The organism is Streptomyces sp. WZ-12 (assembly GCF_028898845.1).
Taxonomy (GTDB): domain Bacteria; phylum Actinomycetota; class Actinomycetes; order Streptomycetales; family Streptomycetaceae; genus Streptomyces.
This window is the reverse complement of sequence record NZ_CP118574.1, coordinates 8,660,519-8,675,071: the sequence shown is the minus strand read 5'-3', so window position 1 is coordinate 8,675,071 and position 14,553 is coordinate 8,660,519. Positions and strand designations below refer to the sequence as shown.

The 14,553-nt window shown below is 70.1% G+C and carries 15 protein-coding genes; 2 read left to right on the top strand and 13 right to left on the bottom strand.

All coding sequences use genetic code 11. From position 1 onward, the window contains the following. Window positions 1-203: 203 nt before the first annotated feature. Window positions 204-665, top strand: a complete 462-nt coding sequence (locus PV796_RS38015; RefSeq protein ID WP_274918330.1) for a hypothetical protein — start codon at window positions 204-206, stop codon at window positions 663-665. A 281-nt stretch (window positions 666-946) separates the two neighbouring features. Here PV796_RS38015 and PV796_RS38010 read toward each other — a convergent pair whose 3' ends face one another. The 4 genes from PV796_RS38010 to PV796_RS37995 all read right to left on the bottom strand — a co-directional run bounded on the left by PV796_RS38010 (window position 947) and on the right by PV796_RS37995 (window position 2,731). Continuing rightward, a complete protein-coding gene (locus PV796_RS38010) occupies window positions 947-1,276 on the bottom strand; it encodes a putative quinol monooxygenase (protein ID WP_274918329.1) in 330 nt (109 codons plus the stop codon). Window positions 1,277-1,387: 111 nt separating this feature from the next. Then, entirely contained in the window at window positions 1,388-1,594 is a 207-nt protein-coding gene (locus PV796_RS38005) for a DUF2180 family protein (protein WP_274918327.1), read from the bottom strand. Beyond that, the gene (locus PV796_RS38000) at window positions 1,594-2,178 is read right to left on the bottom strand and encodes a DJ-1/PfpI family protein (RefSeq protein WP_274918326.1); all 585 of its coding nucleotides are present in this window, start codon (window positions 2,176-2,178) and stop codon (window positions 1,594-1,596) included. Before PV796_RS38000 ends, PV796_RS38005 begins: the two co-directional genes overlap by 1 nt. Before the next feature lie 37 nt (window positions 2,179-2,215). Then, window positions 2,216-2,731, bottom strand: coding sequence for an RpiB/LacA/LacB family sugar-phosphate isomerase (locus PV796_RS37995; RefSeq protein WP_274918325.1), 516 nt, complete (start codon window positions 2,729-2,731; stop codon window positions 2,216-2,218). Window positions 2,732-2,986: 255 nt separating this feature from the next. Here PV796_RS37995 and PV796_RS37990 point away from each other — a divergent pair, with 255 nt between their 5' ends. Next, on the top strand, window positions 2,987-3,841 hold the full coding sequence (locus PV796_RS37990; protein WP_274918324.1) for a helix-turn-helix domain-containing protein: 855 nt from the start codon (window positions 2,987-2,989) through the stop codon (window positions 3,839-3,841). Between the two features lie 69 nt (window positions 3,842-3,910). On the opposite strand, the gene PV796_RS37985 is transcribed toward PV796_RS37990, so the two are convergent. The 9 genes from PV796_RS37985 to PV796_RS37945 all read right to left on the bottom strand — a co-directional run bounded on the left by PV796_RS37985 (window position 3,911) and on the right by PV796_RS37945 (window position 14,552). Further along, on the bottom strand, window positions 3,911-5,587 hold the full coding sequence (locus PV796_RS37985; RefSeq protein ID WP_274919375.1) for an SWIM zinc finger family protein: 1,677 nt from the start codon (window positions 5,585-5,587) through the stop codon (window positions 3,911-3,913). A 271-nt stretch (window positions 5,588-5,858) separates the two neighbouring features. Beyond that, window positions 5,859-7,097 (bottom strand): cytochrome P450 family protein, encoded by a 1,239-nt coding sequence (locus PV796_RS37980; RefSeq protein WP_274918323.1) that lies wholly within the window; start codon window positions 7,095-7,097, stop codon window positions 5,859-5,861. 116 nt (window positions 7,098-7,213) lie between these two features. Then, complete coding sequence (locus tag PV796_RS37975; RefSeq protein ID WP_274918322.1) at window positions 7,214-7,786, bottom strand: GNAT family N-acetyltransferase; 573 nt, start codon at window positions 7,784-7,786, stop codon at window positions 7,214-7,216. Between the two features lie 149 nt (window positions 7,787-7,935). After that, window positions 7,936-9,156, bottom strand: coding sequence for a sensor histidine kinase (locus PV796_RS37970; RefSeq protein ID WP_274918321.1), 1,221 nt, complete (start codon window positions 9,154-9,156; stop codon window positions 7,936-7,938). 1 nt (window position 9,157) lies between these two features. After that, complete coding sequence (cseB, locus tag PV796_RS37965; protein ID WP_274918320.1) at window positions 9,158-9,844, bottom strand: two-component system response regulator CseB; 687 nt, start codon at window positions 9,842-9,844, stop codon at window positions 9,158-9,160. A gap of 137 nt (window positions 9,845-9,981) precedes the next feature. After that, window positions 9,982-11,043, bottom strand: coding sequence for an endonuclease/exonuclease/phosphatase family protein (locus PV796_RS37960; protein WP_274918319.1), 1,062 nt, complete (start codon window positions 11,041-11,043; stop codon window positions 9,982-9,984). Then, complete coding sequence (locus tag PV796_RS37955) at window positions 11,040-12,050, bottom strand: D-alanyl-D-alanine carboxypeptidase family protein (RefSeq protein WP_274918317.1); 1,011 nt, start codon at window positions 12,048-12,050, stop codon at window positions 11,040-11,042. The genes PV796_RS37960 and PV796_RS37955 overlap by 4 nt, the downstream gene beginning before the upstream one ends. 125 nt (window positions 12,051-12,175) lie before the next feature. Then, window positions 12,176-13,060, bottom strand: a complete 885-nt coding sequence (locus PV796_RS37950) for an IS982 family transposase (protein ID WP_274910934.1) — start codon at window positions 13,058-13,060, stop codon at window positions 12,176-12,178. Between the two features lie 610 nt (window positions 13,061-13,670). After that, on the bottom strand, window positions 13,671-14,552 hold the full coding sequence (locus PV796_RS37945; protein WP_274918315.1) for a trypsin-like serine peptidase: 882 nt from the start codon (window positions 14,550-14,552) through the stop codon (window positions 13,671-13,673). Between the last annotated feature and the right edge of the window lies 1 nt (window position 14,553).

Below are 14,553 nucleotides of genomic sequence, written 5' to 3'. Positions count from 1 at the left end.
GGCAACCCGGCACGATCCAACCCGCGGCCTCTCCCCCCACCCCCACAACCTCGCTCGCGCACGGACACAGGCAACACGGCCCTCGACGCCGCACGCCCACCTCCCCCGCCTCCCTCCACCAGGCCGTCACGAGGTCCCACCATCGACCGCACCACGTCGGCGGTCAGTCACGCCCCGGTCTCCGATCCGCTCAAAGGAGCCGCATGAAACTCCCGTCTCTTTTCACTCCGTCCCGGGGGCCCAGGAACGTCGTACACCCCGTACCAACGCACTGCACGCTCCAGGCCGTCTGTGATCGTCACGTCGACCCGAAGATCCGCACCCTGTACACGCTCGCGTTCGCGAACACCGACATCCCCCTCCACAGCCTGCACACCATCAGGCCGGACGGCAGCGTCCATGTGCGGCTCCAGATGACCCTCACCGCAGACGGCCCCGGCGCCGCCGCCCTGGAACGGCTCGTCGTCCAACTCTCGCGCGAACCCCACATCCGTGCCCTGCACTGGCACCTGCACACCGACGACGGTTCCACGTCCCAAAGCCGGGCGCGCGCCCTGGAACGGTCACCTGCCGCGGAAGCCGGCCGCCGCCCCAGTCGCCTCACTTCCCGCCACCGACCTCTCACCCAGCTCCGGCCTCGCACAGGAGGAAACGCGCCGGGATGACCTCCGGCGCGTGGAGGACGACGCCCAACCAGCCCGCGAACACCCCTCCGGATAGGTGGTAAGCGACGTTGCCGTCGTGGGCGTAGTGCGGGCCGACCGACCCTGGAGTCGGTGTTCGCGCGGAGAGCACCCTACCGACACCGGAAACCCGACGGCTACGCCGTTTTCGCCCCTGGCTGCCACCATGACCAGTCGCACGGCGGCGCCTCGGGCGGGCGGGAACGCGCCGCGTCGCCCGGGGTGGCCGCCCATTCCCCCAGCAGTCGGCCACCCCGGTCATGTCACTTCTCGCCGACCGCCATCTCGCCCAGTTCCGACCAACCACCTTGCGGGGCGGTGAAGTTCACGACCCTGGGAGTCTCCACGAGGTGCGGGGGAAGGGTCTGCTGCGCGGCCTTGAAGTGGGCGGACTGGACGTGCGTCGCCCCGGCTTCGTCGTCGCGGAACGCCTCGACGAGGACGTACTCGTTGGGGTTGTCCACGCTGCGGGACCAGTCGAACCACAGGCAGCCGGGTTCGGCGCGGGTCGCGGCCGTGAAGTCGGCCGCGATCTGCGGCCACCGGTCGGCGTGTTCGGGACGGACGAGGAACTTGGCGGTGATGAAGATCATGATGGGGGTGTCCTTGTTCGGCCGGGTTGATCGGTCTGGTGGTGAGTGTCTGGGCGGTGAATGCCTGAGTGGTGAATGCCTGAGTGGTGTGTTGTCAATGGCGCGCGGGGTTCAGGCGGTTCGGCTGGCTCCGTGGCAGGCCGCGCAGGTCATGCGGCGAGCGGGTTCGGGCGAGGAGACCTGTCCCAGACCCGCCAGGCGGCGCACTTCGCGTTGCGCGACGATCACGTGGGCGGAGCACTGGCCGGCACCGCAGCCCTGGCACAGGGCGACCGCCACGGTCTCGCGGCCGAGTGCGGCACAGTCGAAGCAGTGCATCAGCCGGTCACCCCGGTATCTGTGCTGCCCCGCCGCAGCAGGCGGATGAACTCGCGCAGCAGCAGGGCGTTTTCCGACCAGTCGCGTACGGAGACCAGGTTGCCGTCGACGACCGGTGCGTCGTCGAGGAAGGTGCCTCCGCCGAGGGTGACCTCCGGGGCGACGCTCGGGAACGCGGTCGTGGTGCGGTCCTTGAGGACGCCGAGCGGGGCCAGGGCGATGGCCGCGTGGCAGGTGTGCGCGACGGGCTTGTCGGTGGCGAAGAAGTGCCTGACGAGACGCGCGAAGTCCGGGTCGTGGCGCAGGTGTTCCGGTGCTCGGCCGCCGGGCAGGAAGAGGCCGGCGTACGCGGCCGGATCGACGTCGGCGAAGGCGGCGTCCGCGGGCCAGGACTTGCCCGGGAACTCGGTGTACGTACCCGGGTAGGTGCCGTCGAAGTCGTGCGAGACGCACTTCAACCGCTCCTTGCGTGGGGCGGCGATGGTGACGTCGTACCCCTCTTCGGTCAGGCGTTGGAGTCCGTAGAACAGCTCCAGGTCCTCGGTGGCGTGGCCGGCGAGGATGAGGATCTTCCGGGGGGTCATGGGGAGTTGGGGTCTCTCGTGAGAGGGGCGGGGCGGGTCAGGCGCAGGAAGGGGTGGTCTGGCGCGGGCCGACGGCGCTGGCCTTGTGCGCGTACTCGGCCTCGTAGTCGACCATCGCGTCCATGAGGGGCGCCCATTCGGAGGTGGGGTCGTAGCGCAGGTCGAGCCACTGGTCGACCAGGGTCTGGGCGTGGTGCAGGCTGACGCACATCTGGCCGAGGGCCATCACCTGGGCGTTGTTGAGCAGGACCGATCCCTGGACCTGGTAGGCGTCGTTGACGGTGACGGCGCGGATGCCTGGGACGAGGTTGGCGCTGATGGCCATGCCCAGGCCGGTGCCGCAGATGAGCAGCGCGCGGTCGGCCTCGCCGTCGGCGACGATCTCGGCGGCGTCCACCGCGATGTGCGGGTAGCCGGTGTTGGTGTCGCCGGTGACGCCGACGTCCTGCACCGAGGCCACCCGCGGGTCGTTCTCCAGGAACGCCTTGAGGGATTCCTTGTACGCCAGCCCCCGGAAGTCACTCCCGATGACGATGCGGAGCCTTCCGCTCATGTTTTCCTCCCAGGACTTCATCGTGTCGGTTGGCGGTGTCGTTTTGACGGTTCCGATTGGTGTCGACGACGTCAGCGATGTCGGCGATATCAACGATCGGCATTTACTCGACTTTGCGGTGGCCGGAGGGCAGGGAGCAAGCCCGCAAGCAGGTTCGCCTTTCCCCTCGTTATGCCTTTCCTGGGATATGGCATTCCTGGTGATGGTGTTCCTGGGTTTGGCAGTACCACCCTTGCGTTCGGGCATAATGGAGGCATGGATCGACGGGCCGAGTTGCGTGATTTCCTGCGGTCCCGGCGGGCCCGGGTGCAGCCGCAGGACGTGGGCCTGCCGGCGGCCTCGCGCCGTCGGGTGCCGGGGCTGCGGCGCGAGGAGCTGGCGCTGCTCGCCGGGGTCAGCGTGGACTATTACGTGCGGCTGGAGCAGGGGCGCAGCGGGAATGTCTCGCCGCAGGTCCTCGATTCCGTGGCCGCCGCACTGCGCCTGTCGGCAACCGAACGGCAACATCTTTACGCCCTGGTGCATGCGGGGGCCGAAGGGCCGAAACCGCCGTCACAACAAGTCCGGTCCGGGCTCCATCACGTATTGGAGTCGCTGGAGCACGCGCCCGCTTATGTGGTGGGACGCCGCTTGCAGGTCCTTGCCTGGAATCGCATGGCGCGCGTGCTCATCGCCGATTTTCCACGGCTTCCCGAGGCGCAGCGCAATCTGGCCCGGCTCACGTTTCTCGACGAAACGTCCCGGCACCGTTATGTGAACTGGCAGCGCAAGGCGGATGACACGGTGGCCTTCCTCCGTGTCGATGCGGGACGGCACCCGGACGACGAGGAGTTGGCGGACCTCATCGACGAACTGTCCACCCGTAGTGAGGACTTCCGCAGGATGTGGGCCGACCACACCATCCGGGACGAGACCCACGGCGACAAGCCCCTTTACCACCCGCTGGTCGGACCGCTGGCCCTGAAGTTCGAGACCTTCCGCATCCCCGACAGCCCGGACCAGGCACTGACCCTCTACACGGCCGCACCCGGTTCACCGGCGGAGGAGGCGTTGCGGCGCCTGGCCGTCACACCGGACGCGGAGAGCTGGGACCAGCCCGTCGTGCCGTGAGGGCGGGTGCCGCCGGCTCCGCTACGGCCCGGTCGCGCCACCGCTTGCTGATCCGGCAAGGCGTCGCGCTCACAGATGATGCTCGTCCATCAGGCGCATCAGGTTCCGCCTACGTTTGTGGGCGGTGCGGAGGGCGGAGGCGTACTCGGTGAACTCCTCGGGCGTTCCCAGGTGGCGATGGCAGTCCTGGATGCCCAACAACAGGCTGACGAGGTGCGCGTAGACCCTGTTGCCGGTCTGCTGGGTGAGTGGCTCCGCCAGGCGCAGGTAGACGCCGAGCGCGTCGGCGGGGCGGGTGGCTCGGGCCTGGTCGGCGAGGGTGAGCCACTGTCGATCGTCTGCGCCGGCCTCGGCGGCGGCCTGCCAAGCGGCGTCGATGTCCTCGTCGTCGAGGAGGGCATCGACCAGGACGGGGCCGCCGTACCCACGCTGTGTGCGCTGCCCCGCGTCGGCACGAAGCAGGGCCAGCGCGCCCTCACGTTCGGCCGGCCAGCAGTCCGCTGCCCGGGCGGCGACGCGGAGTTGCTGGTAGCTGAGCAGGGCCCGGTGGGCGCCGAAGTGGTCGCGGCGCAGGGCGACGGCGTCGGCGAGCCGGCCCGCCTGCGCGTAGCGGTCGCAGAGGTAGTCGACGAGGGCGGTGTTGACGGTAGCGGGGTCCCGGGCGTCGCGGATGCCGCGTTCCGCCCAGCGCAGGGCCTCGTCGGGGCGCTGGGCGGCGTCCAGTTCGCGGGCGATGGCCAGGTGCGTGTGGCCGTCCGGCGAGAGGTCGGCCGCATGCACGGCGATCACCGTGTCGACGTCGCCTCCCGCCTTGGCCAGACGCTCCATCAGGTACTTCTCCGCCCAGCCGCGACGGTTGGCCCGCCACGCCTCGACCGCCAACTTCCGCAGGGTGGCCATTCCTTCTACGCCGAGCACGTCCTCGTAGTCGAGGGGGTCGAGGTCGGTGAGGCCGTCGTCCACGTCCCCGAGCGCATGGCCGACGAGCCAGCGGGCGAGCTCCCCTGGGGCAGGGCGGGCCGCACGGCATGCGTCGAGGTGCGCGTCGGCGAGGCCGGCACCCACCTGGCCGAGCCATCCGTCGGAGTCGTCGACGCACTCGACCGCCCGGGTCAGTTCCACCATCGCCTCCCCCGCCAGGGCGATCGCGTCGGTCGCCCGCCCGGAGCCGGTGAGCGCGCCGATCGCCGACACCGCCTGCCCGGCCTGGTCCGCGTAGGCACGGGCGTCGGCGTACTCGACGTATCCGTACTGTGCGAACGGGTCGATGTCGAGCAGTTCGCGGATTCGGGCCCGGATGGTGGTGAGGTCGCCACGCGTGCTCGCGGCCCGAAGCTCAAGCCGGCGCCGCAACTGCCGGTCCTCATCGACCTGTTCGCGCAGCAGGGCGAGCAACTCGTCCTTGGACCGGGCAGACAGCCACCTGTCCAGGTCCTTTGCCCGGTCCCGCGCCGCCTTCCGCTGCCGTGGCAGGCTCGCCGGTCGAGCGAGCACCGTCAGGCCGAGGGCGACCAAGTGCTTGCAGAAATTGCCCTCAAGGCCATACGGACAGTCGCACTCGCCGCCCAACCCACCGGGCCCGTCAAGGGTCAGTTGCGCTTCGTACCGCTCCGTTCCGTGGACGCTCGCGCTCACCCAGCCGTCACCGACCTCGACCCCGGATACCGCATCCAGGTATCCGCGCCCGCGCTCGAAGGAACGCGCACCGGCCAACTTCTTGAGGCCCGCTTCGGTGAGGCCGTCCATGGTCTTCTCGGTCCCGCCCCTGGTCCTGTCTGCCACAGCCACCAGCCTAGGGCAGCACGTCAAACCGAGGCGGCGGCCCAAGGGATGTCCACACCATCGTGGTGCATGCCGCGCGGCCGGGCGTCGCGCACGAGGTCTCGATCGTGCGGTGCGCCAAGGTCGTACCGTGTGCGCAGGGCGGTCGCGCTGGCCATCACCGGCGGAGCGGCCAACTGGCGCGCGTTCGGCGGGTGCTCGCCGGTGGACGGCCAGCCTCCGCCGTCCCCCGTGCCTACCTGGAGATCGAGACCGGCAGGGTTCGGGGGCCGCGTACGAGGAGGCCAGGACGGTAGGGCAGTTGGGTTGGGTCGGCGGCCAGGCGCAGATCGGGGAGGGCGTCGAAGAGGAGCGGGAGGGCGGTCGTTGCCTCCAGGCGGGCCAGGCGGGAGCCGACGCAGAAGTGGGGGCCGTGGCCGAAGGCCACGTGTGGCGCGGGTCGTTGGGCGTCGGTCGCGGCGAGGTAGCGGGACGGGCGGAACTCGTCGGGTTGCGGGAAGTGTTGCGGGTCGCGGTTGGCCGCGGCGAGTACGACCAGGACCGAGTCGCCGGCCGGGATGACGGCGCCTCCGCCGAGGTGCACGGTCCTGGTCGCGCGGCGCCACGTCGCTCCTTCCAGGGGGCTGTCGTACCGCAGCGTTTCCTCCACCACGGCGGCCCAGTGGGTGTCGGGGTGGCGTTGGGCGGCCGTCAGTTCGCCGGGGTGCGTGAGCAGCAGCAGCGAGGCCGAGGCGAGGAGGTTCATCGTCGTCTCGTAGCCGGCGAAGAGCAGGAGGAAGGCCATGGCGAGCAACTCGCCGTCGTCGAGGGCGTCTTCGGCCGAGTCATCGATCAGCACGCTGAACAGGTCCTCGCCCGGCGTGCGTCGCTTCTCGACGATCAGCAAGCTGACGTAGGCGTGCAGCCGCACCCATGCCTCGTCGACGGCGCCCTTCGGCAGCGCGTCCGCGGGTGAGCCGACGCGGTAGGTCCATTCCCTCAGGTCCGCGCGGTCGGCCTCCGGTACGCCCAGCACCTCGCTGATCACCAGGATGGGGAGGGGGAAGGCGAAGGCGTCGACGAGGTCGACGGTCTCGCCGGCGGACAGTCGATCGGCCAGGCCCGCGATGAGCCCGGTCGCGAGGCGATCGATCCGCGGGCGGAGGGCGTCGACGCGGCGCGGGGCGAAGGCCGCGGTGGTCAGACGGCGCAGCCGGGTGTGGTCGGGGGCGTCGGTGTTGAGCATGTGCCGCGCCAGGCAGGCACGGGCGCGCCGGGCCGGCGAGTTGGGCTTGGGCCGGCCGGCGCGTTGCGGCGGGACGTTGGAGAAGCGGGGGTCGGCGAGCACCGCGCGGCCGGGTTCGTAGCCGGTGACCAGCCAGGCATGCGTGCCGTTCGCCAACTCGACCCGGGCGGCCGACCCCTGTTCGCGGAGTCGGGCGTAGTACGGATAGGGGTCATGGGAGAAGGCGGGGTCCGCGGGATCGAGTCGCACCTGCCCATGGTCACGGAGGACGCCGGGGCGCGGCGGTGGGGGCAGGGTCAGAGCTGGCGGCGCGGTGCTGTGCGAACCCGACAACGCGCGGAGCGGGTGGAGCGCACCGCCGGTCGTCAGACCGCGGAGGCGAGGGCTGGGTTGTCCGGCGCGTGGTGCGGTGCCTGGCGCAGGGGCTTTTCGCACCAGGCGACGTCCCAGTACGTGCCGAATTTGCGGCCGACCTCGCGGTGGATTCCGGCGGGGCGGAAGCCCAGGCGCTGGTGCAGGCGCATCGATGCCTCGTTGGGCTGGGTGATCGCCGCGTAGGCGCGGTGCACGTCTTCGTCGGCCAGGGCCTCGAAGAGGGCGCGGTAGAGGAGGGTTCCCAGGCCGCGTCCGGTGTGGTGGGGAGAGAGGTAGGCGCTGGTCTCCACCGAGGTCTCGAAGGCTTGCTTGGGACGCAGTGCGCTGCTGGTGATGTAGCCGAGGACGGTGTCGGCTTCGTGGGCTACCAGCAGCCGGTGGCGGCCGGTTGCGGGATGGTCGGCCAGCCATTGCCTGCGGTCCTCGACGCGGATGGGCTCGACGTCGAACGTGGCGGGGGTACCGGTCACGTAGTGGTTGTAGATGTCGGTGAGCTGCTGGAGGTCGTCTTCGCCCCCTGGCCGTATCCGTATCGCGGTGTTCGCCGTGGCGTCCTGGTGCATGTTCTTCGTCGCTCCCTTTTCCGAGGTCGGCACGGTACCCACGGCGTGTTACGTGCATGTGTCCAGGCCCACGGGCCAGGTTCTGCCTTGTGCCTCTGCCTCTGCCTCTGAGCAGCCGTGCGACGGGCCGAGCGGCGCCGCGCAAGTCGTCAGTCGGCCGGCAGGCTCAGCGTGGCGGTCGCTCCGCCGTCGGGTGCGTTGGTGAACTCCAGGCGTGCCCGGATGACTTGGGCCTGGCCGAGGGCGATGGTCAGTCCGAGGCCGTGGCCCTGGCCCCGTTCGGTCGTGCCGGTACGGAAGCGTTGCGGTCCCTGGGCGAGGAGTTCCGCCGGGTAGCCCGGGCCGCGGTCGCGTACGACGACGGTCGTGCCGTGCACGGTGATGCTGACCGGGGGCCGCCCGTGCCGGTGTGCGTTGGCGATGAGGTTGGCGAGGATGCGGTCCAGGCGTCGCGGGTCGGTGCGTACCGTCCCGGCGTCCGTCGTCGAGACGTGCACGGGCAGCCCGGTGCGCCGCACAGAGTCCTCGACCACCTCGCCGAGGGGTACCGGCACGAGCTCGGCCCGTTCCGCGCCGGCGTCGAGCCGCGACACCTCCAACAGGTCCTCGACCAGGGCGCGGAGGGCCCGGACCCGGTCGCGGACGAGTTCGGTCGCCTCGCTCTCGGGCAGCAGTTCCGCCGAGGTGACGAGTCCCATCAGCGGGGTGCGCAGTTCGTGCGCCACGTCGGCGGTGAACTGCTGCTCGGTGCGCAGGCGTTGTTGGAGGCTGCCGGCCATTCCGTCGACGGCCGCGGAGATGTCCGCGATCTCGTCGTTGCCGCGCCCCGGGTCTCCGGTGCGGGCGTCGAGTTCGCCGTCGGTGATCCGGCGGGCGGTGACGGCGACCCAGCGCAGCCGTCTGACCAGGAGTTGCGTGGCCAGCGCGGAGGCGGGGAGGACGACGGCGAGCGCGGCGAGGGCCGCGTACGCGCTGTGTCGGTCGAGTGCCTTGCGGCTGAGCAGGTCGAGGTCCATGGGGACGCGGACGGCCGTCCAACGGCCCCCGTCCTCCTGGGCGGCCCACATCCAGGGCACGTGGGCGACCCGGGTGTCGTACCAGGTCTGCGGCGCGCCGCCGGCCTGGCGCACCTGGTCCCGGAGCGGGCGTGGCAGGTCGTCGGGGTTGTGGATGGCGCTCTTCGTCAAGGGTCCGGGCTGCTGTCCGGCGGCGACGGCGAGTCGGTCGCGGGCCTTGGCGCGGGCCTCGAAGAGCGAGCGGTCGTAGGTCGTCTTGTGCACGAGGAGGCCGATGACCAGGGCTACCGCGCAGCATGCGGCGGCAACCAGGGCGGCGATCTTCCAGTGCAGGGAGGTGAAGGGGCGTGCCATGTCAGCGCAGCAGCTTGTAGCCGAAGCCGCGGACCGTCTCGATCCGTTCGGCGCCGATCTTCTTGCGGAGCCGCTGCACGCAGAGGTCGACGACCCGGCTGTCGCCGTCCCAGCCGTAGTCCCACACCTCGCGCAGCAGCCGCTGTCGCTCCAGTACCACCCCGGGGTGCGCGGCGAACTCCAGTAGCAGCCGCAGTTCGGTCGGGGTCAGGACCACGGGTCGGCCGGCGACGTGTACCTCCAGTCCGTCGGTGTCGAGCGTCAGGTCTCCGAAGGTCAGTACCGAACCGCCGTCCGTGACGGGCTCGTTGGGGCGGAAGGTGACCCGGCGCAGCAGCGTGCGCATGCGGGCCACCAGGACGGCGGTGTCGATGGGTTTGACGACGTAGTCGTCCGCGCCGGCCTCCAGCCCGGCGATCACGTCGAGGGAGTCGCCGCGCGCGGACATCATCAGGATCGGCACCAGGCTGGTTTCCCGCACCCGTCGGCACAGTCCGATGCCGTCGAGCTGCGGCAGCATCACGTCCAGGAGCAGCAGGTCGTGCCCGCCGGCGCGGAACAGTTCCAGGCCCGCCAGGCCGTCCTCCGCGGAGTCCACGGTGTAGCCGTAGCGCTCCAGCGCGAGGCCGACGGCCCTGCGGATCACGGCGTCGTCCTCGACGAGGAGCACCTTCACGGGGGCGGACACCCACTCTCACCTGCCTCACACATGCACATGCACATCGGTAACTCGGTATCGGCGGCCGTCCATGACCACCACCTGGCCAGCAACAGCCCTCAGCGGCCACCACCATAAGGGCGGAAATGTCAGCGATTCACCGAAGGTCAGGTTTTCGGTGCCGGTGACAGGTTCACCGAGGCGGCGACGGGGCGGTGGTCGCTGGCCGTCCGCGGCAGTGTCCATGCCGCCACCGGCTCGACGCCCTGCGTGAAGACCTGGTCGATCCGCACCACCGGGAGGGCCGCCGGCCAGGTGAAGCCGAAGCCCGCGCCCGCCTCCTGCTGCGCCGAGCGCATCATCGACGTCAGCGGGGCCAGTCCGCGATCGTCAGCCGTCCCGTTGAAGTCGCCCATCACGATCCGTCGGCGCTCCGGGGTCCGGCGAACCTCGTCCGCGAGGCGTACCACCGCGTGGTCGCGCCAGTTGGTGGCGAACCCCTCGGTGGGCCGCACGCGCACGGACGGCAGGTGGGCGACGAAGATCGCGACGGGCCCCTTGGGCGTCTCGACGGTCGCGCGCATCGCCCGCGTCCACGCCATGATCGGCACCGGCCGCACGTCGCGGAGCGGCAGCTTGCTCCACAGTCCGACGGTGCCCTGCACCTGGTGGTACGGATAGGCGGCGGCCAACGCCCGTTCGTAGCGGGGAACGTTGGTGTCGGTCAGCTTCTCCAGGCCGATGACGTCGGCGCCGGAGGCCGCCAGCGCGCGTCCGGTGCCGGCCGGGTCGGGGTTCTCGTCGTCGACATTGTGGCTGACGACGGTCAGGGCGCCGCCGGTGCCGCGTTTGTCGACCAGCGTGCCACCGAAGAGGCAGGCCCAGGTCACGGCGGGCACGAGTACGGCGACCAGCGCCGTCGCGGAGCGCCGTACCAGCGCGACGGCCAGCAGCGGGAGCACGGCGACGCCGAGCCAGGGCAGGAAGCTCTCGATCAGGCTGGGCAGTCGGCCGGGGCCGTTGGGTATCCACTGGTGGAGCAGGAGCACGGCGGCGCACAGCACGGCGAGGGTCGCGGTTGCTCGGCCGCTGCGCCACGACCAGCGGGCGGGGGTGTTGTCGTGGCTGGGCACCTCGTCGCTCCCGGCGGCCTTGGCGTTCCCGGTCTCGCCCTCCGACCCGACGGTCACCTCACGGTCGGTGTCCGTACCGCCGCTGCCGCCGTTCATGCGGACCGCCTGGCGTCAGCCGTCAGACCCGCGCGAACGGCCGTGATCAGCTTCTCGCTCCGGTCGAGGGCCGCGTGCAGGCCCTGCTCCGCGGACGTGCCGGCCTGCTGGTGCAGCACCACGCCCAGCACCAGCGGCCCACGGCCGTCGTCACGGGCCGTCGCCGCCCATACGAGGTTCCCGCCGGCCGGTGTGCTGGAACCGGTCTTGAGGCCCACGACGCCGGGCATCCGCAGCAGGGTGTTGGTGTTGAGGACCGTCCCCGGGCTCCCGGGAATCGTCGCGCTCGGGGTGGCGACGATCTTCCGGAACACGTCGTTCTTCATTGCCTCCCGGGCCAGCTTCAGTTGGTCCTGCGAGGTGCTGACGGTCGTGGACTCGATGCCGCTCGCATCCGTGTAGGCCGTGCGGTTCATGCCCAGTCCCGACGCCGCCTGGTTCATCTTCACAACGAATGCCTCCTCGCTCCCGGCGTCCCAACGCGCCAGCAGGCGGGCGATGTTGTTGCCCGACGGGAGCAACAACAACTGGAGCAACTGGCGCTGCGAGTAGTCCCGGCCGGCTCGCACGGGAGCCGTCGATTCGGTTCCGGATACGGACTCGTCGGCCGCCTGCTGGTCCGCGCTGATGGCCGGGCCCTCCTCGTCGCCGTGCAACGGATGGTCGCGGAGGATCACGTATGCCGTCATCACCTTGGTGACGCTGGCGATGGGTACGGGTGTCTGTGCGCCCCGCGTCCCGAGGTTGCCGATTCCCTGGACTCCCTGGACCGCCAGGCTTGTCTGGCCCTCGTCCGGCCAGGGCAGCCCCGCGGCGAAGTCGGGGACGGAGTCGGCGCCGGCCTGGTCCGCCTCCGCGCGGCTGCCCGTCGTGAATCCGGGCGGGCCGCCGTTGACGGCCACGGCGATGACAGCGGCCATGGCCAGCAGGGTGGGCGCGATCCACCACAGCATGTGCCGCAGCCGACGGCCAGGCGGCGGGCGGAGCGGCAGCGGACGCAGCGGCATGGGACAGCCTCCAGGGGAACGGGAAGAGGAAGTGGGACGCCGTCCACTGTCGACGGGGTGGGTTTCCGCGCCGCCGTAGGCGTGTATCAGCCGCCGCTGAGCCTAGATGAATGAGTCCGATGTCTTCAGTGGTCATAGGCGATCAGTGATCGCTTGGCTGGGGCGTTGGTGTTCCAGTTGTGCCAGATCGCCGTGGCCAGGGCGAGGAGTCGTTGGCCGGTGCGGGCGAAGACACCAGCGGGTGTCCGGCCTCCGTGTTGTTCGAGGCTGAGCTGGCCTTTGAGGGTGTCGAATACCGCCTCGATCCACTGGCGGACGTGGGCCAGGCGTCCATGCCGGACAGGCTCGTTCTTCAGGTCCGGCCGCACCAGATGGACGCCCAGGCGCTCTTCGAGGAACGCCTCGAACTCCCGCCCGGCGAAGCCCTTGTCCGCAAGAATCACTTGACCGGAGCGCATGAGGTGGTGGTCGCGTTCCAGCAGCGCGGTCATCACCTGGCGTTCGCCGAGTTTGGGGTTGGCCAGGCACCAGGACACCGGCATGCCCTCGGCTGTGGTCAGCAGGTAGAGCCGCAATCCCCAGAAGAAGCGAGAATGGCTCGCGCAGTAGCCGTATCCGGCGTGCCCTGCCAGGTCGGAGCGTTTGACTGTCTCGCGGGAGGCGGCGCACGGCAGTGGTGTGGAGTCGATCAGCCGCAGGTTGTCGTGCCAGGTGGGCACCTGCCTGGCCAGTGCCTGGATCACGGCCGAGATCAGTGGGCCGGCGGCGTTCAGGCGCTTGTTGTAGGCGGATTGCTGGGGCAGGTAGCGAAAGAGGTGTCCCAGTCGGGCGTGTACGAAGCGGATCCATTGCCGGGCCGAGGGAAAGCCCAGTAGGACCTGGGCGACGGCCAGGCACAGCAGTTCGGCGTCTGTCAGTTTCGGGGGTCGCCCGATCCGGCGACGAGGGGCCACATGGTCATCGATGAACACGTACAGTGCAGCCAGAAGGGCGTCCAGGTTTGTCGTCACACACGAGCCAACGGGCGCCCTTCGCCATGGTCGCGGCCAGCACAAACATCGGACTCATTCATCTAGTATCAATCGTGTATCCGTGCGCTGTTCCGTGGCGCCTCGCGCGCTGGGCGGCAGGTGGCCCCCTGGGCCACAACGTGCTGCTGTGACCGCCCCGGAAATCCTTGTTGTCCGGGCCCCTTCGCCTTGCCGCAGAATCGAGGCGCCGGCCGCGGAAACCGGATGCCAGGCACCGTGACCCGCCGACTTCCAGACCCCCAACTCTCCCGCCACACAAGGGGTTTGGGTTGATGACGACCGCCGTTCCCAACACCCCGGACGGGGAATCTGGCAGGAAGCTGGCAGGAAGGGCCGTCTTCGTCGGCGGTGCCTCGCGCAACAAGGGTTCCGCGTCCGTGATCGCAACCAGCACGGGCGCGGGAACGCGCGGTACGGGGCACTGGAGGCCGGTGCGATCCACACGCCCCGGCCGGCGGCGACGAGTTGCAGGTGCATGCCGGCGGGGGCCCTGGTGATGCTGCCTTCTTCGACCACCGTCACCAGGGCCGGTACGAGCTTGAGGCGGGGGCCCGCCGCGGCGTTCTCCCCCGCCTCTTGCCCGCGGGCGTCAGCTCTCCGCGCTGACCGCCTTGTCGTACAGGGACTTGATGGCGTCGTTGAAGTACGAGCTGTAGGAGGTGTCGTCGGTGCTGCCACCGGTCTGGTAGCCGCCGATGACGCCGATGACCTCGCCGGTTCGGGTGGTGCGGTCGAAGTTGGTGAGCCAGGGGCTGCCGCTGGTGCCGCCGCTGTATCCGGTGCAGTCCACCTTCATCTGGTTGGTCTGGAACTTCACGGTCTTGTTGGCGCACGAGATGGGGGAATTGCCACTGGCCGGATAGCCGGTGATCTTCACGAACTTGTCGTAGCCGACGTTGTAGCTGAAGCGGTTGGCGCCCAGCACATCGGCGATCCGCTGGCCCTTGAGCTTGTCGACGATGACGAAGCCGACGTCGTAGGCGGGGTCGGACGACTGGGCCCAGTGAGGGTCGACGATCATCTTGCTGATCGTCCAGACCCCGTTGGGGTCCTTCCCGTCGCGGTATCCCGGAACGAAGGCCAGGTCGGACTGGTAACTGCCGCCCTTGCCGGTGTGGATGCAGTGCGCCGCGGTGATGACGATGGTCTTCTTGGGGCTGTCCACGACGCTTCCAGTGCAGAAGTGGTCGCCGGTCCCGTTGTGACTGAACACCGCGCCGACGCGGGCGTTGACCGTCGTCGGGGGCGAGGTGTGGGAGACGCCCCGCTGATGGTGGAACGCGTGGGCGCCGAGCATCCGGGCGATCGTCCACACATGGTGGTGCAGCGCCGAGGGCAGCGAGGTGGGAGGCGATGCCGAGGACGAGGCGGAGGAGGTGGCAGTCTCGGCCGACACCTTGTCCCCGGCGCAGCCTGTAGCGGTGGCGAGTACGGCCAGGACGGTGGCCGTCACAGCGAACCTTTGGTTCATG

Excerpts from the sequence above, each read along its gene's own strand:
- PV796_RS38015 (WP_274918330.1), top strand. The coding sequence starts at position 204 with ATGAAACTCCCGTCTCTTTTCACTCCGTCCCGGGGGCCCAGGAACGTC.
- PV796_RS38010 (WP_274918329.1), bottom strand. The coding sequence starts at position 1,276 with ATGATCTTCATCACCGCCAAGTTCCTCGTCCGTCCCGAACACGCCGAC.
- PV796_RS38005 (WP_274918327.1), bottom strand. The coding sequence starts at position 1,594 with ATGCACTGCTTCGACTGTGCCGCACTCGGCCGCGAGACCGTGGCGGTC.
- PV796_RS38000 (WP_274918326.1), bottom strand. The coding sequence starts at position 2,178 with ATGACCCCCCGGAAGATCCTCATCCTCGCCGGCCACGCCACCGAGGAC.
- PV796_RS37995 (WP_274918325.1), bottom strand. The coding sequence starts at position 2,731 with ATGAGCGGAAGGCTCCGCATCGTCATCGGGAGTGACTTCCGGGGGCTG.
- PV796_RS37990 (WP_274918324.1), top strand. The coding sequence starts at position 2,987 with ATGGATCGACGGGCCGAGTTGCGTGATTTCCTGCGGTCCCGGCGGGCC.
- PV796_RS37985 (WP_274919375.1), bottom strand. The coding sequence starts at position 5,587 with ATGGACGGCCTCACCGAAGCGGGCCTCAAGAAGTTGGCCGGTGCGCGT.
- PV796_RS37975 (WP_274918322.1), bottom strand. The coding sequence starts at position 7,786 with ATGCACCAGGACGCCACGGCGAACACCGCGATACGGATACGGCCAGGG.
- PV796_RS37970 (WP_274918321.1), bottom strand. The coding sequence starts at position 9,156 with ATGGCACGCCCCTTCACCTCCCTGCACTGGAAGATCGCCGCCCTGGTT.
- PV796_RS37960 (WP_274918319.1), bottom strand. The coding sequence starts at position 11,043 with ATGAACGGCGGCAGCGGCGGTACGGACACCGACCGTGAGGTGACCGTC.
- PV796_RS37955 (WP_274918317.1), bottom strand. The coding sequence starts at position 12,050 with ATGCCGCTGCGTCCGCTGCCGCTCCGCCCGCCGCCTGGCCGTCGGCTG.
- PV796_RS37945 (WP_274918315.1), bottom strand. The coding sequence starts at position 14,552 with ATGAACCAAAGGTTCGCTGTGACGGCCACCGTCCTGGCCGTACTCGCC.